Here is a 19,173-nt window from a genome sequence, read left to right as displayed (position 1 = left end):
ACTCCTTAATCTGAGTTTTTTATATTGTATGGTCATCTACCCAGATTAGTGAATGGAGGGTTCAGTACATAAGAAGCTTGTTCAGTCTAATCCACACTTCTTATGCACCTGTATGAAGTTGTTAACTAAGAATAGCTTTAAGTGCCGCCGCGAACTTCGCTATGCCTGGACCGATCTCATCTGCTTTGGCTCTAGCAAACGTAAATCGTACATAACCGGAATCCGAACCATAAACACTTCCAGGTACGAAGATAACTCCCCTTCGGATTGCTTCTTCCAGCAGCTTGTTGTCATTTACATCAGGAATTATTTTGCACCACAGATGCAAGCCTCCTTGTGGAACCGTGAATCTGACCAGTTCAGCCAGTTCGCTTTGAAGAGCCTCGATTAGCAAATCGCGTTTATAGAGCAGATGCATACGCAGTCGGTCCAAATGAGGCTGGAAATATGGGGAGCTTATAAACTGCGCTGCGACTTTTTGCGGAACGACGCTTAGCCCGAAATCCATCTGCTGTCTGGCATCAGCCAGTCGATCGACTACGGAATGGGGAGCGACCATCCATCCAACCCGTAACCCGGACGCTGCGATTTTGGAGAAAGAGCCAATGTAAAGCACCGAGCCGATCGGATCAATAGCTTTAAGTGGCTGCGGAGCTGAACCATCATAGGCAGTGAGGCTAAAAGGATCGTCCTCTACAATGGGAAGCCCCAATTCGCTTGCAACATCAAGCAGTTCGATACGACGTTTAGCATCAAGCAAAGCGCCTGTCGGATTCTGGAAATTCGGATTTAGAAACACCATCTTGATACGGTGCTTTTTATACAGCGAACGAATTTCCTCGGGACGAACTCCCTTATGATCGACAGGAAGACGGAACAACCGAAGCCCGGCCGATTGAAACATGGGCAAAGAATAACAATAAGATGGATCCTCAATAGCAACTGCATCACCAGGAGAGAGTAAACATTGTGTAATTAAATATAAAGATTGCTGGGAACCGGAGGTGATGAGAATCGACGATTCGGTCGTTTGAATATCCCGATATTGACTTAGATACGATACTAGCTGCTGTCTTAGCATTAAATACCCTTGCGGATTGTCGTAGCCCAAATAAGAAGTGTAATTATTTTCGCTCATGAGAATATTGATCTCTTCGATTGGAGCTAGGTCCGGCGCGAGTTCGCCGCTGGCAAAATCAATCAATGATTTATCTTGTTGAAGGGCTTCGCGGATACGTCGCAAAAAGGGCAAGTTAGGCAGGAAGCTCCCGCCTTCTGCATAACGATGCCAGTTCGGAGTATGCTTCGGCGTAGCGCCCCATTTAAATTTGCTTACCCGCGTTCCGCTGCCTGATCGACTTTCTATGATTCCAAGCGCACGCAGCTCTCCAAAGGCAAGAATGATCGTGCTGCGGTTCACTTCCAATTGTTCGGCCAGCTTTCGTTCGGATGGAAGCAAGCTGCCCGGTGGAAATTCACCGTATGAAATTCTTCGTTCGATATCATCTGCAATTTGTTGATACAGAGGTTGATCGCTTAGACGATCAGGTTTCCACATGATTTTCACCTCTACCGACTTAGGTTCTATAATAAATAACTACTGTGGGTTTCATCATAACATTTGATCTGCAGTCAGGTTCATTTCTTTTCACCCAAATAATGACGAACTTGTATCAAAAGTATCGTCATAGCTTGTAGAGCTCAAACATCCAAGATCGGATGGTCCTGGATTGTGTCTGTGTGGTTGGCTTCTTTAATGGTTAATTGATTTATCTCAGAAGCCCTTTCTTTTGTCTGTACTGGCTCGGTGTTATCCCTTTAATTCGATGAAATGTACGTGAAAACGTGGGATAAGAGGAAAATCCTGACTCAAAAGCGACTTGAGAGATAGGCAGATCGGAAGAAATCAGCAGGCTGCAAGCATGCCGAATTCGAAGCTCATGAAGGAAATCAACAAAATAAATACCGAATGCCTCACCGAATTGAGTGCTCAGCTGTGCGGGGTGAATATGAAACTGCTCGGATAAAGTGTTTAAGGATAGAGGCTCCAGGTAGTGATCGTATACATACTGTACGACAGGCCATATACCTTTCGTGGAAGCAGGATGCTGCGTCCTGGCCGGTGTCTTATCCTGCTTCGCCATGTTGCGGATAAACTGCGACAATGCTTCCAGCAGCAGCGCTCTTAGCATGATAGGTCTCCAGGCGAGCGAGGATTCGTACTCCTGATAGAGTCTATCCCACAGCTGCACTCCATCCTCATAAGCTTTTCCTTGCAGTTGAATATAAGCCGGCTGAGTCTCATCCCGGCCCAGCAATAGCTCGTGTAAGCCCCAGGCCGATTCCGGTCCTGCTGTGACAAGCTTCATATCGAAATTGCAAATATACATAAGTAGCGGCTCGTCCTCAGCTGCATGATACTTGTGAATTTGATAAGGCAGCAGGAGAACGATGGTTCCAGGGAGCATGTCATGAGCGGTACCGTTAATCCATTCGGTTCCTTTCCCTTTCAACACAAAAGATAGCTCGATAAAATCGTGGCGATGGGAGGGGACGGAGGTGTATCTCTTTTTCTTCATATGAAAAGGAAAGTCGGTGTCGATATTCGGGTACTCAAAAAGATATTGAGGGTACATGACGCTCACCTTCGTATTCTAATTATTTGTTTCTTTATTATACGGGGTTATTTTCTGTAAAGAAATGATAGGTATTATAAAAAAATGATAAGTGAGTATCCATTTCGCGAGCTACAATACAATCATTACGAACTATATTATACGCTTATAGCGCAAGGGAGAGATCGAACTTTATGAACAAGAGGATGGATAACCGCAAAACGTTTGGCGGCATCTTTACAGCTCTGCTGACCCCAATGCACGAGAATGGTGATATTGACTATACTTCTTTGGCACGACTGGTTGATCACCAGATTGAACAAGGTATTCATGGATTTTATGTAGGCGGAAGTACAGGTGAAGGGTTTATATTGACAAATGAGGAGCGCCAGCAGGTTTTGGAAGCAGTCGTCAAGGCAGCAGCCGGGCGAGTTATCATCATCGCACATGTAGGCAATATCAGTACGAGGGAGTCCATTAAGCTGGCTAAGCATGCTGAGCTTCAGGGAGTTGACGCGATTTCAGCGGTTGTGCCATTTTATTATAAGGTAACGATGAAAGAAATTCGTGAGCATTATGAAGCCATTATGGCAGCGGTTTCACTTCCCATGATCGTCTATCATTATCCTGGCGCGACAGGAGTGAGCCTGTCTCTGGAGTTTTATGAGCAGATGAGCCGCAATCCACAGTGTATCGGGGTCAAATTCACTTCGCTTAATCTATTTGAAATGCAGCAAATTCGCATGAGATGCAGGGAAGATTTCCTTATCTATAACGGACATGATGAAGTATATACGGCTGGGGCATTCGTAGGGGCAGATGGCGCCATTGGCAGTACGTTTAATATGATGCCTGGTTTGTTCACCGCGATGTACGAGCTTATCCATTCAGAGGAACAGCCATCCAAGGAATCTTTGCAGATGCTGCAAGCAGAGGCCAATAAGGTGATTGCGCATATGATTCAATTTGATGTTATTGCTTATGAGAAACATATTCTCTATCTTCAGGGCGTTTTGTCAACACCTACAGTTCGGCAGCCGTTGAAGCAATTCACTGAGGAAGAATGCGAGAGAATTGAAGCTTACTTTGCACAGAGTGAAGTGCTGGGTCGATTCAGTTATACGGCCAACAGCCAAGGCTAATGAATTTGTTCTAACGAAGCAGAGCAACCCGGTTTATGGTAGACTGGGTTCTCTGTTTTTTTGTAAGGCTAGTGAACCTGTTAGTAAGGAAGTTAATTTTGTATTGTTAAATACTAATTTATGCATGTTAAAATGGCCCGCTGCTTTCAGTATAATCAGGATAACAAATCAACTAAGCGTGATTGTTGAGCCATGACAAAGGGGTGGGACTATGAAGAAGTTATTAAAAACAGGAGTAGCAGCTTTATTAATTACAGGAGTAGCAGCAGGCTGTGCGTCCAATTCGGGGCAGAAGCCGCAAGACAGCAGTCAAGCTGCTGGGGCTGGCAGCGCCAAGCCGATTACATTAACGATGTGGGCGGGTACGGGATTTAAGGATATCGAGGGCTATGACAGCAAAAATTACGGGGATTGGGAGAAGCAGAAGGCAGCAGAATTTCAAAAGCTTCATCCGAATGTAACCGTTAAAGTAGAATCCGTGCCTTTCTCGGATATCGAGCAGAAAGTGAACGTAGCAGTCGCAGGCAATAATCCTCCGGACATTTTATACGATAACATCCCGATTCGAATTAGCAAGCATGCCCGCAATAGCGTCCTGGAGGAACTTGATGATGTGGTAAAGGACGATAAAGCGGATTGGAAGGAAGCATTTCTCAACATGGGAACGATCAATGGAAAGCTGTATGCGCTTCCGTTAGGCAGCGTGCCTCAGGTAGTTTTCCTGAACAAAACCATATTCGAGAAAAAAGGGGTTGCGATGCCGAAGAATCGCTCCTGGACCTGGAATGAAATGAAAGATGCCTTGAAGAAAGTCGCAGATAAAAATACATATGGTATCGCTTATTTTGCCAAAAACGAGCAAGCGGATCAGCTGATGGTTAACAACCTGCTTGCTGCCGGGGCTAAATGGGCCAATCAAGATTTTACTCAATACACAGTGAACGGTCCTGAAGGTGTTGAAGCGCTCAACTTTATGCTTAGCCTTCAGGAGGAAGGATTGGTCGCTCCAGGAACAGTGACGATGGACGTTACAGCGAACTTCGAGCTGTTCAAGCAGGGCAAGCTGGCCATCTTGAATCACACCTCGCCGGTTTATGGGGATTTGGAGGCAGGGAAGAAGAACGGTGCGGTGGAGCCTTCTGTTGAGGCGTATGGAATCATTCCTGTCATGAAAGAAGGGGTGAAGCCGCAAATCACAGTAACTGGCGAGAATGGATATGCGATTTTCAAACAGACCGATACGGAGAAGAAAAAAGCGGCAGTTGAGTTCGTGAAATTTTTGACGCAGCCTGACAATATTAAAGCGATCAACAAGGCGACTTATGGGATATCAGCACGTAAATCGGGGACGTATGAGATTAATAATAAAGACGCCTCCGAGGTGTTCGAGCTGTTAAACAAGCTGGAAATCGTCGACTTGGGAAAAAATAAAGCTTACTTCTCTTCCTTAAGAAAAGCGTTTTATCCAGAAATGCAAGCGGCGTTCCTGAAAGCAAAAAGTCCGAAGCAAGCGCTTGACGATTTCGTAAAAAATGCGAACGAGCTGGCTGCCAAGAAGTGAGATAAATCAGTGAGATTAACTTCGTCCTGGACTGTCTCACAGCACTGGGACGAAGGTGTATGGATTGCTAACGAGATGATGAGAAATTGCTGAGGTGCATGCAGATGAAGCTTCGCCAATCGATGTGGAGTTATTTTTTTATCGGACCCAATTTGTTGTTTTTAACCGTGTTTCTCGTGTTTCCGCTGCTGTATACATTTTATTTGAGTCTATTTAAAGCTGATATTTATACATCCGCTTTTGTAGGATTCGATAATTACCGAAGCTTGTTCGGGGAAGATCTGTTTCGCAAATCATTCGTCAACACGTTTTATTTTGTTTTAATCATTGTCCCTTGTGTTGTCATTATGTCGCTGGTTATCGCAGCATTCATGCAGGGATTCCATAAAATATCCAAAAGCTTTTTTCGGCTCGTATTTTATTTGCCGGTCGTCAGTACGCCAGTCGTCCTTTCCTTGGTTTGGGGCTGGATGTATAATCCGAGCTTCGGAATCATCAAGTACTTCTCTGAGCTGCTCGGCTTTGGGAGCGTTGATGTATTCTCTGGTCAACTGAGCGCGATCATGGCATTATCCGGCGTTGTCGTTACCTGGATGGTCGGTCAACCGATTATCTTGTATTTGTCCGGGATGGACGGTGTGTCCAAAGAATTATACGAAGCTGCTGAGATCGATGGAGCAAGTCCGATTCGAACATTTTTCAGCATTACTCTACCCTTAATCTCCCACACAACGATATTAATCGTGATCACCTCGACCATTAGCGTGTTTCAAATTTTTGTGGTCATCCATTTATTAACCGGAGGCGGTCCTTTTCATGGAACCGAATCACTTGTGTATACCATTTACCAAACTGCGTTCGTTTCTCTCGAATTTGGTAAAGCTTCAGCTCAAAGTGTTATCCTGTTCGTTATTATTTTAATCATCTCGCTGCTACAGTTCCGGTTCATGAAATCCAAAACAGATTAAACGAACAGCTCAGATTCGATTCGTTAGAGGAGAATGGAAACGGATGAAATCACATGTTGTCTTTAGGTACGTGTTTCTTTTACTAGTAGCCATCGCTTTTATATTTCCGTTGTATTGGATGCTCACAGGCTCATTCAAATCGCAAGTATCCATCTGGGCCATTCCTCCGGAATGGTTTCCATCCAAGTTCAGGCTTTTCAATTATGAGCATATTTTTTCCACAACTCCAGCGCCGCTCTGGATGTTTAACAGTGTGTTTACAAGCTTGGTCACTGTAATTTTCATCGTTATTTTTTCGGCGATGGCGGGATATGCATATGCGAAGAAAAAGTTTCCTGGCAATACCATGCTGTTCTTTGTTGTTATAGCTACTATGATGATGCCGACTCAAGTTACTCTCGTTCCCTTATACATACTTTGCAGAGAGCTAGGATTAATTGACAGCTATCTGGGTGTCATCCTCCCGGCAATCGCTTTCCCGTTCGGGGTGTTCATTGTACGGCAGTTCGCCAAATCGATACCCGATGAAATAGTGGAATCAGCGAGGATCGATGGAGCGGGGGAAATTCGATTGTTTGTTAGGATCATTTTGCCGCTATTGTTGCCTGCGCTTGGTGCGTTGTCCATTTTTGCTTTTATGCATACCTGGAACGACTATTTATGGCAGCTTATTATATTGCAATCAAAGGAGAAGCTGACGCTTCCATTAGGTATCTCGACCATCACCTATTCTGAAAATAACGTCAACTATGGTTATGCGATGGCTGGAGCCTCCCTGGCGGCTGTGCCTATGATCGTCTTTTTCCTGCTGCTGCAGCGAAGCTTTATTAAAGGAATTACATTAGGATCGGTAAAGGGATAGGCACAGGGAACCCCGTATTGCACGGGTTTTCTTGCATTTCACATTATTATTGAGAATCAAAAGGGACTTTTTGAACAACCTCTATATGGGTTTATCGCATGTCGGGTTATAATGGTTGTGAGGTGATTACGTGAAAATCATTGTCATCGAAGACGAAGTCGACATCTTATTGGGCATTCAAGAGGTCATAGAGCAAAGCGGGCTGTCATTCGAGCAAGTATTTGCAGAGCACTCCGGAGAGGAAGCGCTTACAATTATTGAGCGATATCGCCCTGAAATTATTTTAACGGATATATTGCTGCCGGAGATGAGCGGTTTGGATATGTTGGAGTCTGTGAAAGCGATGGGTTACCAACCTAAAGTCATCGTAATCAGCAGCTACAGCAATTTTACATACGCTCAGCGAAGCATTCAATTAGGAGCCGTCGATTATATTCTTAAGCCTACCCATAAAGAGGAATTGATCGATAAAATTCGCTCGGTCTATGACATGGTTCAGCGCGAACGAACGAGTCAGGATCAAATCAGAAATCAAATGGCCTATGCCCGTCTGGGGACGGAGGCGCTGAGGGAAAAGTTCGTTCAAGGGTTATGTATGCACAAAACGGCACTCCAGGAGCATATTCATCACCGTCTACAAGTATGGGACCTGCAATGGCTGGAAACGCAGTCTTATGTCGTGATCTCGTTAAGTATTAACAAAGACGAATTTCGTGGCAAAGAAGATAAGGATATCAATCTGGACCTGTTTGCCATCGGAAATATTGCTGAGGATATTATGAAGAACTATCAGCCATCTGTCATGATCCGCAGTATTTACAATGATTGGGTCATCCTTACGGCATGGGAAGAGGAGTGGAGCATTGCTCAAGATATTTATGAAAGAGCGCTGACCTATCAGAAAATAAGGCCCGCTATCGGCATCAGTGAGCGGAAATATTCCTTTCAAGCCATATCCGAAGCCTACGAGCAGGCTCGCAAGGCACTCAAGATCGCTCTATTGAATAACAGCAAACGAATTGTAAGCTATGTGGAAATTGCCGATCGGATAGATGAGCAGGATGACGTACGGATCGGTCAGCGGGTGGCTGAGGCGGTATTGAATGGGGATGAGTCAGCTGTCAAGCAGGGGCTGGATAAAGTAATTGAGCGCTTTATACTGGACAGGGATGTGAGTAAAACAGGCGATTTGTCGATCAAATGCTTCGAATGGATACTGGAGGTTCACTCTATCCTTGCTGAAAAGGTGGATATGGAAATCAGCCATTTTCCTATGGAACTTTGGGAAAAGGCCGAACGCTGCCCGACTATGGACGATCTGACGGATTTGCTGCTCGGGCATCTCTGCGAATTAATGAAGCTTGCCGTCGATCCGCAGCAGCCTCCCCATCCCCATTACTTGATCGATAAAGTTAAACGCATCATTGAGATGAAATATGGGGAAGAGGTTACCCTGCAGACTGTAGCTGATGAGCTTAGCATTCATCCGGTTTGGTTAAGCCGGCTTTTCAAGAAAGAGACGGGGCAGAACTTTTTGGATTATTTGACCGAAATTCGTATTGAACAGGCCAAGCAGCTGCTGCGCAGCACGAATTTAAAAATTTATGAAATCGCCGAGAAAATCGGATATCAGGAAATTCAATACTTCGGAAAGCTGTTCAAGAAAAGAACGAATATGACTCCAAAGGAGTTCAGATACGGCAAATGAAAGCATTCAAAATCAGCAACCTAACTTTGTTCGTCAAAATGTTCATCCTCTTGTTCATGTCAGTCTCAGTAACGGTTACGATTCTCGGAATGTGGTATTTTAACAAATCAAGCGAGCAAATTAAACATGTCACCTCCGCCTTGCTTATGGAAAATTTGCAACAAAATCGTCTGCGTATCGAGCAGTTATTCATCCAGACCGAGCTTCATTCGGATTCCATTATTGCTTCGGGGAAGCTTGAGATGCTTGATAATCGGCTTGAGGATCGGTTATTTCTAAGCAGATCCATTACGCTGATGAATGAGCTAAGGGGAAGCTACGAGATGACGATATATCCTGCGGACGAGTCGAGATATTCGGCTTATACGCTGCTTATCCAATCAGGCATGAATTCGGACAGCTCGAATTGGCTTCATAAGGCCATACAGCTCAAGGGCAAGGGACTTTGGTATTTCGAGAGCAATCGATTCATTTATACAAGAATGATCCGGTCGATGTCCGATCTGCGGCCTTTGGCGATTATTCAGCTGAGCTTTCCGGCGACGCTATTCAATCAGCAGCTCCTTTCTCCGGCTGAATATCCAAACTTCCGGCATTATATCGTTGAGAATGAGAGTGAAGCCGTATTGTTCGCGAGTCATGATAATATGAAATCCCAGAAAAAGGATGTTTTCATGTCCGATATTCCACTCGATAATTTGCCATGGAAGATAGTCGCAAGTATTCCTGAAAAAGATCTGATTGGTCCGGTGGAAATTATTAAGCGCTTCTCGGTACTGCTGATTCTGGCAAGCATCGGCTTGATTTCTATCCTGCTTGTATTGATTACGAACAGCTTTATTTCTCCGATTAAATATATGGTAGGCCATATGAAAAAGGTTCAATTCGGGCAGCTTGTACCGAGTGAAAAATACGGGGAACGGGGCGATGAGATCGGTCAGTTGGCTAGAGGATACAATTCTTTGATTTTTGGTATGCAGGAGCTGCTCGCCACGACGAAGCAAATGGCATCCGAGAAGTCGCAAACAGAAATGCAAATGCTGATCCATCAGATCAATCCGCATTTTCTTTATAACACGCTCGATGCCATCAAATGGAGAGCCGATCACGTAAAGGAAGCGACCATTACCGAAATGGTCACCTCGTTAAGCAATTTAATACGTTACAGCATCAATAACGGTGAAGAATTTACAACTGTCGAGCGTGAGATTGAGCATGTCAAAAGCTATCTGAGCATCGAATCGCTTCGCAATCACGATACATTTCAGGTCATTACGAATGTGCAGCCGCGCGCTTTGAATATGCCGATTCTCAAATTAATTATTCAGCCGCTTGTTGAGAATTCGGTCAGGCACGGCTTGAGCAAGCTTCCGTCCGGACAAGGCAAGATCCTCATTCGTGTGTACATCGAAGGTGAGGAGCTGGTATGCACGGTCGAGGATAACGGTCCCGGCATCTCGGACAAGGCGCAGGCCCAAATAAGCCGTCAAAGTCTGCCCCCTGAACAGATTGGGGGTGTCGGCTTGTTTAATGTCAACCGCAGGCTGCATATCCGCTTTGGCGCGAATTATAACGTGTCGCTGACCAGCAGAGCAAGCGGGGGATGCAAAGCGACGATCCGCCATCCGCTAATGTAAAAGCTGAGGAGGGAAACGATGAGCAAGCTTAGGGTCATTATTCATTTGCCAAGGGGCTGTCCCAAAAGTCATTTTGAGACAACCCCTCCACCATTTTATCCTGAATATATGGTAGCAAAAGAGCCCTCAATTCCACTTTAATAGTTGAAGGTTTTTTTGCATATTCTTGTGCATTCTTAGTGATGAATAAGATGAGGTCGCTTTCCAGCGCGTACTCATCGCGGGTATCGAGTTCGTGGTTCGTGGTTCGGTTATGGCATTGCATGGCAGTCTGGCGCATTCCGTGCAATTATCAGGAAAATGTCACGTTAGTTACTCCGAAAATAGCGTTCCAAGTCTTATAGCTGGAATTCCTCCTGCTAATTCTACGCATTTTGGCTGATATCCACCATTTCACCTCTATTAGAGTTAGTTTTTCCAGTTAGATTGATTTAAGGTGATATCTACGCTGGATTAGCGTGAGGATTTCCATCTATTTCCTTTTATTTCCACAGCGGCCCCGACAAATCCTGGTCTCCTCTAGATTGAAAGCAGCCTTTGAACATCGCTTCTCGCCCCATCACTTAAGTAACATCCAAAAAGCGGCCGGACTCATTTTTCGATTTTCGAACCCCCACTCTGATGGGAATTTCCCTACAAAAAAGACGCTTCCATTTCCGCTTACATGGTGGTTTTGGAGGCGTTTTTGTACATACTTTGGGACTGATTCATTCACTGATACCCTTTTGGGACAACCTCTTGTTTGTTTTTTTATCAGGAGAAGATAGCCCGATTAGGATCAGAATTCCTCCATCAAGCATTCGACAGCATGATAAGTTAAGTGCAGCGGACTTCCTGTTTTCCTCGAAACTGGAAAAAATAACCGGACTTTGGATTGGGGTAAATAGTACTGTATGGAATGCAAAGAGACTGCAATGATCCTAATAAAAGAGTGAAAGGCTTGCGACTAATGGTAAATAGTAGGTATACCTTTTTAAGGAAATATAGATCGATTCACCTAATAAAGACTCATTTTTGTGTGAAAAGACACAAAACTTATCAAAAATTCGTATTATATAAGAGTATATACTTAAAAATCATTTGTTCAGTATGTATCATTCTATCGTGGTTCAAAATGGTTTTTTGGGTAACTAACATAGAAGTCTTTACATAAGCGTTGCAACTATTTTTCAGGAGGAGGAAATGTAAAGAATTAATCAGATCACCTATTGTTCTTTCTGGTTGTAGGACTGTATACAAAGAAAATGCCTCAGCAAACGGGACAATAAGGGATGGTGGCGCTATTGAAGGCAGTTGTGGCCAAAGAGGACCGGATGATTTATTTATATCGGTATTGTTCGCTTGCACTTACCTCTCTGGTTTTTTTATTAGGGGGCAAAGATCCGCCATTCATGTTTAAGCTGGGTATTGTTATGGCATTGGTTATTTTTGCAAAAGGGATTACTTATGCTTACCAATGCAGCAGCAAGTTCTCAAGGAAATTCAAGTATATAATCGGTCTGGAAATGGCGGGGATGGTTGTCCAAACTATTTTTACAGGGGGAATTGACAGCCCGTTCTTATGGTGTGTCATGAATCCTGCATTAATCGTTGCCAGCTCTTTATCTGCTGTTTACTGCTGGTTAATGCTGCTGGGGTACATTTTGCTGGTAACGTCTTTCTCTTACTTCATGGCTGACAGTCATAATGAATCAATCGGTGTCTTTGTATTGAACAACAGCGACTTTTACCTGATGCTCTTGTACATGGCCTTTTTCATCCAAGTGTTAGCCGATGTTAAGAACAAGCTGGAGAGGGCGAATAAACGTACCAAGGAAACATTATGGCATATCAAGTCACTGTATCAAATCGTGGAAGCAGCGGCCCATAGCGAATCAGGCAACCTGCGAAAAATATTTACCGAGTTTGCGCTAAGACTTACTGAGCAGAAAACGTCTTTTTTCTGGGATGTTAGTGCCAATGAGGAGGGTGAGAGATTAATTGTCCATGGAATCAGGCACAGTGAAGTCGAGGCCACATTATGCTTGGAAATGGAATCGAGATTGAAGGAGTTTCGAAGCCAGGAAAGCCCCTCATTAATAAACCTGTATATTTACGGTGAATTTCTAATCATGCCAGTCAAATCAACGATTAGATTCTGGGGAGTGCTGGGCATCAAGATTGAGACTTCTTCTCAGGATGAAGGAAGACGCTGGTTCGTGCAGCAGCTTTACTTTTTATCCGAGCTGTTTGCCATTATTCTTGAAAGGCATCAGCTTGAGCGTATTGAGAATCAATTAATCATAATTGAGGAGCAGAATCGGATCGCTGCTGAAATGCATGACAGCGTATCACAGCATATGTTCGGTATTGTGTATGCCCTGCATTCTTTAATTCGACAATGGCCGAATATCCCGGAGAAGCAATTGAAGGATCAGCTTCAGCTCATACTGGAATCATCCAATATCGCTTCACAGGAACTTCGCTCGTCCATTTATAGTCTCAGCTCAAGAAAAAATGGCAGCTCCTTTTGGATCAGCACGGTCACATCCCATCTGGATAGCTTGTCCAAGCTGCATGCGGTAGACATCCATGTGAAGGTAACAGGGGATGACCACCGTCTGCCTGTCAATCATCAGAAGGCCTTATTCCGAATTATTTCCGAAGCGGCCGGCAATGCAATTCGCCACGGATGCAGCAGCTCCATTGAAATAGAGTTGAATCTTGAGACAGGCGAGGCTAAGTTGGCTGTGCTCGATAACGGAGCTGGCTTTGATGTGAATGCGCGACTATCCGATCCTAATCACACCGGCCTTGGTGTCAGTAACATGAAGTTTCTTGTAGAGTCGCTGGGCGGGACTATTGAAATCTGCAGCAGCGAAGGAGCGGGCACTCAAATTATGGCCGTTATGCCTATCGATTATAAAGAAAAAAGAAATTGAAGGTTAGATTTCCCAATAAATGAAAGAAGGTGCTTGAGTATGAAGGTTGTTATTGTAGATGATCATCCGTTAGTTAGAAGAGGATTGTCGGCCGTACTGACACTTGAACACGACATTGAAATTATGGGAGAATCGGAAATGGTCGAGGAAGCGATAGAGCTCATTGAGGAAACGAAGCCTGATTTGGCTATTGTGGATATTAAGCTTGGCGACCGATCAGGTTTTGAAGTTGTTGAGCAGCTGAAGAATTCCGCCTGCCGGTGCATGATCCTGACTTCATCGATGAAAGAAATGGACGTTAGAAGAGCTGAAGCTGCAGGTGCGGAGGGGTATGTGTTGAAAGAGGCGCTTCCTGAAGAATTGTTATTGGCTATCAAGCTTATTTTTAAAGGGAAGAAATACTATGATCCAGGTTTGATGGAGATTTTGTTCAAAAGGGATGACGACGATGACTTGAGCAAGCTGACTCCCAAAGAACGGGAAGTTCTCATTGGCCTCGGAGAAGGGTTATCCAATCAAGGCATAGCGGATAAGCTGATAGTTACTGAGTTTACGATTAAAAAGCATGTGAGCCAAATTCTAAGTAAGTTGAACCTGAACGACCGGACCCAGGCGGCCTTGTTCGCGCATTCCAAAGGACTGGTCAACTTCACAATGGATAATCCAGGTTTTAAGCATCCAAATCTCCAGTAAAGCTGCAACAATAGATTACCTCCTGCGGGCTTAGGCCTGATGGGAGGTTTTTTCGTTTTTTTTGTTTCAAGAAAAGGTACCTTTTAGACACGAATGTATCTTCATCGAAAGGGCTTCGATCCGAAGTTTTTCTTAACATATAAGCGTACTATGTCAAATCAATTACCCTGACTTTTGGGTAACCCGAACACACCTAACTCAATAAAATTTTAAAAAGATAGCGACTGACGGAGAAGCGATGGATGGAACCGGACTTTCTCGAACTTGAAAGGAAATAGCTCCCGTTTTTCAATCCTGCGATGCAATCTGGCTGAGTGCAGAATATACGCTAACTTACAATTCGCATTTACAGGACGAGGTGGATAAGGCTAATGCACGAGGTCCAAGAGCCTCCAGAAAGTATCCGATCTACCCGCGTCCATGAATGCCGCCTGACCGATAGGTTAGGAGCAGCAAAGAAAGGATTGCTTTCATTGTAAAGGAGATGGGGATACTCTTACGGCTATCGAAAGAAACACGTTAGATGGAAATTCTCCCGTTAATCCAGCCTAGGTATCGCTTGAAAGCAAGCTAACTGGAAAAACTCCTGCTAATCTAGGTGATAGGGATGAGATCAGCCAAAATCCTTAGAATTAGCATGAGAAATTCCAGTTATAGTGCTTGGAACGCTATGTTTGGGAGAAAATAACGTGACTTTTTCCTGATAATTGCACGGGGTTCTGTATGCTGCGATGCTATGCTGTAAGCGAACTCCAAACCCGGCGATTAGCACGCGTTGGAAAGCGACCTCATCTCTGCTAATCGCTGGGAATACCCAAGAAGGGCTGTCTCAAAAGGATAAAACCTAGTGAGTGAATGCGATTGTGTTTTTTGGGAATGCAATAAGAGGTGTTCTGGTACCAAAGTATACTCTTCAGTTAGTTAATGGAGGGGGAGTACTATGCTGGAAATAGACTGCAAAAATCATAACATTGGGTAATATCCTAAATCAGAGAGTCGTTATAAGATTTAGGTACAAGGAGAATGATTGGCATAGGTGGAGCAATTTGAAAAAAATTATTAGCTATGACTTGGGAGGACGACATGGAGAAAACGATACTGGATTACTTCATCATAGTTCGAAAAAAACTATGGCTGATTGCGCTGTTTATTCTGCTCTCTTGTGTAATGACTTACTACGTCAGTAAGACGTTCGTCCAGCCAGTGTATCTCGCAACTAACCAGCTGTTGGTCAGCAGTATCCTGAAGGAATCTGAATCGATCAACCTCAACGATGTAAACATGAACCTGAACTTGATCGAAAGCTACAAGGAGATCATCAAGTCCAACACAATTACTGAAACGGTGGTTGCCAACCATCCCGAGTTCAAGCTGACAAGAGAGCAATTGGACAAGAAATTGAAAGTGAGCTCCGTCGATAAAACGAACCTCATCAAAATTGAGGTGGAAGACAGTAATTATGGCAAGGCTGTTCTGATAGCCAATGAAATTGCGCAAACCTTCATGAGCGAAATACCAAGCTTAATGAATGTGAACAATGTCAGAATTTTATCTCCCGCCAATCCGGGTAAACTGCCTGCTCCGGAAAATGCCAGTATTGCGATGAATCTCGCTGTCAGTTTTATTCTTTCTGCGATGGCGGCTCTCGGTGTGGTGTTCTTCCTGGAAAATATAAATGACACCCTTCGTTCTGAAAAAGAAGCCGAGCATTATGTAGGTTTGCCGGTACTTGCAACGATTGGAACGATTAAGAAAACGAACATACGAAAACGATCGAAAAATATGAACGAAGAGGTGAGTGATCAAACTTATGTCACAGTTAAGTAATGTACTTGTCATCGAGACCGATCCAAACTCTGCTGTTGCTGAATCCTACCGATCCCTACGTACCTCTATAAGACATAAGCGGCTAGGGAAGCCGGGCAAAGGAATTGCCCTCATGATTGCCTCTCCTAAGGCTCAGGAAGGCAAGACGACTACAGTATCGAATCTGGCCGTCACCTTTTCCCAGGATGGTCAGAAGGTTATCGTCATCGACTGCAATTTGCGCCAGCCTACTCTACATGCCGTATACGGTATGCCGAATGATGACGGACTTGCCCATGACGGACTGACCCAGTATCTGAAATCGGATTCTACCTCTCAGGGTATTACATCCAAGGCCGTTCTTCCCAATCTGCATTTGATAACAGCAGGCGGCCAACCTCCGAACCCTTCGGAGCTGCTCGGTTCTCCGAGGATGGCGGAGCTGCTGGATCAGTTAAAGCAGCAGTACGATGTGGTTCTTCTAGACTCGCCTTCCATATTGGATTTCACGGATGCAGGGCTGCTGGCAGAATACAGTGACGGCATCATCCTTGTTGCCAAGTATGGCAGAACTAAACGCGAGTGGGCTAAGCAAGCGAAGGAACGGCTAGAACAATCAGGAGCCAGGCTGCTAGGTATGATTATAAATAAATAGAAGTGAGCTTCCACAAATTGATAGGAGGATAAGAGAGATGAAAAAAGTGAAGAAAGCGATTATTCCTGCCGCAGGTTTAGGAACTCGATTCTTGCCTGCAACTAAGGCAATGCCCAAAGAAATGCTTCCGATCATCAACAAGCCAACTATCCAGTACATCGTGGAAGAAGCAGTCGAAGCCGGGATCGAAGATATTATTATCGTAACAGGTAAAGGGAAGCGGGCAATTGAAGATCATTTCGACAACGCGTTTGAATTGGAAAACAAGCTGCTCGAAACCGGCAAGCTGGAAATGCTAAGGGAAATACAGCGTTCCGCCAAAGTAGAAATCCATTATATCCGGCAGAAGGAGCCTAAGGGGTTGGGACATGCCGTCTGGTGCGCCAGGAGATTCATAGGCAATGAGCCGTTTGGTGTATTGTTGGGCGATGATATTGTCGCAAGCAAGGTTCCATGCTTGAAACAGCTTATTGAACAATACGAATGTTCTGGAAATTCGGTTATCGGCGTTCAAAAGGTGCCGTCCAATATGACGCATCGATACGGTATTATTGACCCCGGTGTACAACAGAATCGGTTGTATCATGTCAATGATTTTGTGGAAAAGCCTGAACCTGGAACAGCTCCTTCTAATTTGGCGATTATGGGACGTTATGTGTTCTCTCCCAAAATATTTGAGTTTTTGGAGCTTCAAGAGAAAGGGGCGGGCGGAGAAATTCAGTTGACAGACGCTATTCAGAAGCTGAATCAAATCGAGCAGGTGCTCGCTTATCAATTTGACGGTATTCGCTATGATGTAGGTGAACGCCTTGGTTACATTCTCACCACATTAAGCTTTGCGCTTCAGAGCAAGGATCTGCGCCATCCGGTGCTGGATGCTATGGCTTCTATGCTTATCTCGGAAAAGTATTCGTCTATCCTGGATCCTAAAGGAGGTATGGATAATGAGTTTGCGAGAACTGCGGGAGGACTATGAGTATGATTATGCGGTGCCGCATAAGAAATACTATGGCAATGTAGCCCACAAGGAGAAGAGCTACGATGCTTATCTGTTTATGAAGCGTGTGCTTGATATAAGCTTGTCCTTATTCGGAATTATGTTTCTGCTCCCCTTATTTGTCCTTGTAGCAGCATGGATCAAATTAGAGGATCCGAAGGGGAAGGTTTTCTTCAGGCAAAACCGGGTAGGTAAGGACGAGGTACAGTTTCCGATGTATAAATTCAGGTCCATGGTATCCAATGCTGAACAATTGAAGGAGCAATTGAAGGCTCAGAATGAAGTCAGCGGTGCTATGTTTAAGATGAGGAACGACCCGAGAGTCACACGGGCAGGCAAGTTTTTGCGCAAAACGAGCATCGATGAGCTTCCTCAATTATGGAATGTGCTAAAGGGCGACATGAGCTTGGTAGGACCGCGCCCCGCTCTTCCGAGTGAAGTGAAGGAATATTCAAATTATGATAAAAAAAGGCTTGCTGTAACGCCGGGCTGCACGGGACTTTGGCAAATAAGTGGAAGAAGTACCGTAAGCTTCAAGCAAATGGTCGAGCTCGATTTAAACTATATCCAAAACCGCAGCATTAGCTTCGATATGAAAATTATCATTAAAACTGGATTTGTATTATTTGGCTCTAAGAATGCCTTTTAATCTGTAGAAGACAGGGGAGCGACTCAATGATGCCTAATATACAAAAGCCTTATATCTCCATCGTTATATGCACATATAATCGGGCTGATTTGCTGCTGGCAACCTTGGACTCGCTGCAGGGCTTGTCGAGTATCGACAAGGCCGAGGTGATTATCGTGGACAATAATTCCAATGACCATACACGCAGCGTTGCGGAGGCTTATATCCGACGCAACACGAGCGTGAAGGCGCGCTATCTTTTCGAGCCAAGTCAAGGGCTGTCCACAGCGCGTAATAAGGGAATTCAGGCGGCTGAAGGAACCATTATCGCCTTTCTGGATGATGACGCCATCCCCTGCCCGGAATGGATCAGCACGATTGCAGCTGCTTTCGACAGCAGGCAGGATGTATATGCGATGGGCGGCATTATCCGCCCTAATTTTGAAAGTGGCCGCCCTGACTGGTTAATTAAATCGTTTGAGCTCCCGTATACGATTGTGGATATGGGCAGCACAGTAATGGAGTACCCGGCGAGGCTCCATCCTTGTGGAGCCAATATGGCGATCCGACGCTCTTTTTTTGAAAACCATTCATTCCCAACGAATCTTGGCAGAAAAGGAAGCTCGCTGCTGTCAGGCGAGGAGCAATGGATATTCGACAAGATGAGAAAGGAAGGCAAATCGATCCTTTATCATCCGGAAATGGCTGTCGTTCATTTTATCCCAGCCAGCCGATTGACCTGGGAATGGATTCAACAGCGGTACTATTACCAGGGAATTTCAAACGCATGTATAGGTAATGGTATTAGAGGCAAGGTCAGTCTTCTCGGAATGCTTGCAGGCAAGTTGCTCTACGTTATCATAGCATCCCTGTTTGCCCGTAGTGAAGGCAGCAGGCTGCTGGTCAAATGCAGGCTGGAAAGCATTCTGGGCTCGCTCGATATGCTAAGGAGACGCGGAAATATGCCGCTGGCCAGGTGA

Annotated in this window: 15 protein-coding genes; 13 read left to right on the top strand and 2 right to left on the bottom strand. The window is 44.7% G+C overall.

Annotation, left to right across the window (positions count from 1 at the left end):
- Window positions 1–121: 121 nt before the first annotated feature.
- Window positions 122–1,558, bottom strand: a complete 1,437-nt coding sequence (gene pdxR / locus ACFQ0C_RS17405; protein WP_379368330.1) for a MocR-like pyridoxine biosynthesis transcription factor PdxR — start codon at window positions 1,556–1,558, stop codon at window positions 122–124.
- A gap of 211 nt (window positions 1,559–1,769) precedes the next feature.
- Window positions 1,770–2,636 carry a helix-turn-helix domain-containing protein gene (locus tag ACFQ0C_RS17400; RefSeq protein ID WP_379368329.1) on the bottom strand — a complete coding sequence of 289 codons (867 nt, stop codon included), beginning with the start codon at window positions 2,634–2,636 and terminating at the stop codon, window positions 1,770–1,772.
- A gap of 173 nt (window positions 2,637–2,809) precedes the next feature.
- Between ACFQ0C_RS17400 and ACFQ0C_RS17395 the strand changes: the two genes are divergently transcribed.
- The 13 genes from ACFQ0C_RS17395 (at window position 2,810) to ACFQ0C_RS17335 (ending at window position 19,173) form a co-directional block, all read left to right on the top strand.
- Window positions 2,810–3,757: an N-acetylneuraminate lyase gene (locus ACFQ0C_RS17395; protein WP_379368328.1), complete on the top strand. Its 948-nt coding sequence runs from the start codon at window positions 2,810–2,812 to the stop codon at window positions 3,755–3,757.
- A 211-nt stretch (window positions 3,758–3,968) separates the two neighbouring features.
- Window positions 3,969–5,318 (top strand): ABC transporter substrate-binding protein, encoded by a 1,350-nt coding sequence (locus ACFQ0C_RS17390; RefSeq protein ID WP_379368327.1) that lies wholly within the window; start codon window positions 3,969–3,971, stop codon window positions 5,316–5,318.
- Between the two features lie 104 nt (window positions 5,319–5,422).
- Window positions 5,423–6,286 carry a carbohydrate ABC transporter permease gene (locus ACFQ0C_RS17385; RefSeq protein ID WP_379368326.1) on the top strand — a complete coding sequence of 288 codons (864 nt, stop codon included), beginning with the start codon at window positions 5,423–5,425 and terminating at the stop codon, window positions 6,284–6,286.
- A 43-nt stretch (window positions 6,287–6,329) separates the two neighbouring features.
- A complete protein-coding gene (locus ACFQ0C_RS17380; RefSeq protein WP_379368325.1) occupies window positions 6,330–7,148 on the top strand; it encodes a carbohydrate ABC transporter permease in 819 nt (272 codons plus the stop codon).
- A 130-nt stretch (window positions 7,149–7,278) separates the two neighbouring features.
- Window positions 7,279–8,856 (top strand): response regulator, encoded by a 1,578-nt coding sequence (locus tag ACFQ0C_RS17375; RefSeq protein WP_379368324.1) that lies wholly within the window; start codon window positions 7,279–7,281, stop codon window positions 8,854–8,856.
- Window positions 8,853–10,493 carry a sensor histidine kinase gene (locus ACFQ0C_RS17370; RefSeq protein ID WP_379368323.1) on the top strand — a complete coding sequence of 547 codons (1,641 nt, stop codon included), beginning with the start codon at window positions 8,853–8,855 and terminating at the stop codon, window positions 10,491–10,493. Before ACFQ0C_RS17375 ends, ACFQ0C_RS17370 begins: the two co-directional genes overlap by 4 nt.
- Before the next feature lie 1,283 nt (window positions 10,494–11,776).
- Window positions 11,777–13,414: a sensor histidine kinase gene (locus tag ACFQ0C_RS17365; RefSeq protein WP_379368322.1), complete on the top strand. Its 1,638-nt coding sequence runs from the start codon at window positions 11,777–11,779 to the stop codon at window positions 13,412–13,414.
- A 39-nt stretch (window positions 13,415–13,453) separates the two neighbouring features.
- Complete coding sequence (locus ACFQ0C_RS17360; RefSeq protein WP_379368321.1) at window positions 13,454–14,107, top strand: response regulator; 654 nt, start codon at window positions 13,454–13,456, stop codon at window positions 14,105–14,107.
- Window positions 14,108–15,190: 1,083 nt separating this feature from the next.
- On the top strand, window positions 15,191–15,934 hold the full coding sequence (locus ACFQ0C_RS17355) for a YveK family protein (protein WP_258217462.1): 744 nt from the start codon (window positions 15,191–15,193) through the stop codon (window positions 15,932–15,934).
- The gene (locus ACFQ0C_RS17350) at window positions 15,918–16,568 is read left to right on the top strand and encodes a CpsD/CapB family tyrosine-protein kinase (protein WP_379368320.1); all 651 of its coding nucleotides are present in this window, start codon (window positions 15,918–15,920) and stop codon (window positions 16,566–16,568) included. The genes ACFQ0C_RS17355 and ACFQ0C_RS17350 overlap by 17 nt, the downstream gene beginning before the upstream one ends.
- A gap of 37 nt (window positions 16,569–16,605) precedes the next feature.
- Window positions 16,606–17,544 (top strand): UTP--glucose-1-phosphate uridylyltransferase GalU, encoded by a 939-nt coding sequence (gene galU / locus ACFQ0C_RS17345; RefSeq protein ID WP_258217460.1) that lies wholly within the window; start codon window positions 16,606–16,608, stop codon window positions 17,542–17,544.
- On the top strand, window positions 17,513–18,214 hold the full coding sequence (locus ACFQ0C_RS17340) for a sugar transferase (protein ID WP_379368319.1): 702 nt from the start codon (window positions 17,513–17,515) through the stop codon (window positions 18,212–18,214). The genes galU and ACFQ0C_RS17340 overlap by 32 nt, the downstream gene beginning before the upstream one ends.
- A gap of 26 nt (window positions 18,215–18,240) precedes the next feature.
- Window positions 18,241–19,173, top strand: a complete 933-nt coding sequence (locus tag ACFQ0C_RS17335; protein WP_379368318.1) for a glycosyltransferase — start codon at window positions 18,241–18,243, stop codon at window positions 19,171–19,173.

This window comes from Paenibacillus sp. GCM10027630 (assembly GCF_042676305.1).
Taxonomy (GTDB): domain Bacteria; phylum Bacillota; class Bacilli; order Paenibacillales; family NBRC-103111; genus Paenibacillus_S.
The sequence above is the reverse complement of the archived record's forward strand: the minus strand, read 5'-3'. Positions and strand labels throughout refer to the sequence as shown.

Excerpts from the sequence above, each read along its gene's own strand:
- ACFQ0C_RS17360 (WP_379368321.1), top strand. The coding sequence starts at position 13,454 with ATGAAGGTTGTTATTGTAGATGATCATCCGTTAGTTAGAAGAGGATTG.
- ACFQ0C_RS17340 (WP_379368319.1), top strand. The coding sequence starts at position 17,513 with ATGAGTTTGCGAGAACTGCGGGAGGACTATGAGTATGATTATGCGGTG.
- ACFQ0C_RS17395 (WP_379368328.1), top strand. The coding sequence starts at position 2,810 with ATGAACAAGAGGATGGATAACCGCAAAACGTTTGGCGGCATCTTTACA.
- galU (WP_258217460.1), top strand. The coding sequence starts at position 16,606 with ATGAAAAAAGTGAAGAAAGCGATTATTCCTGCCGCAGGTTTAGGAACT.
- ACFQ0C_RS17385 (WP_379368326.1), top strand. The coding sequence starts at position 5,423 with ATGAAGCTTCGCCAATCGATGTGGAGTTATTTTTTTATCGGACCCAAT.
- pdxR (WP_379368330.1), bottom strand. The coding sequence starts at position 1,558 with ATGTGGAAACCTGATCGTCTAAGCGATCAACCTCTGTATCAACAAATT.
- ACFQ0C_RS17355 (WP_258217462.1), top strand. The coding sequence starts at position 15,191 with ATGGAGAAAACGATACTGGATTACTTCATCATAGTTCGAAAAAAACTA.
- ACFQ0C_RS17400 (WP_379368329.1), bottom strand. The coding sequence starts at position 2,636 with ATGTACCCTCAATATCTTTTTGAGTACCCGAATATCGACACCGACTTT.
- ACFQ0C_RS17335 (WP_379368318.1), top strand. The coding sequence starts at position 18,241 with ATGATGCCTAATATACAAAAGCCTTATATCTCCATCGTTATATGCACA.
- ACFQ0C_RS17350 (WP_379368320.1), top strand. The coding sequence starts at position 15,918 with ATGTCACAGTTAAGTAATGTACTTGTCATCGAGACCGATCCAAACTCT.
- ACFQ0C_RS17390 (WP_379368327.1), top strand. The coding sequence starts at position 3,969 with ATGAAGAAGTTATTAAAAACAGGAGTAGCAGCTTTATTAATTACAGGA.
- ACFQ0C_RS17380 (WP_379368325.1), top strand. The coding sequence starts at position 6,330 with ATGAAATCACATGTTGTCTTTAGGTACGTGTTTCTTTTACTAGTAGCC.
- ACFQ0C_RS17370 (WP_379368323.1), top strand. The coding sequence starts at position 8,853 with ATGAAAGCATTCAAAATCAGCAACCTAACTTTGTTCGTCAAAATGTTC.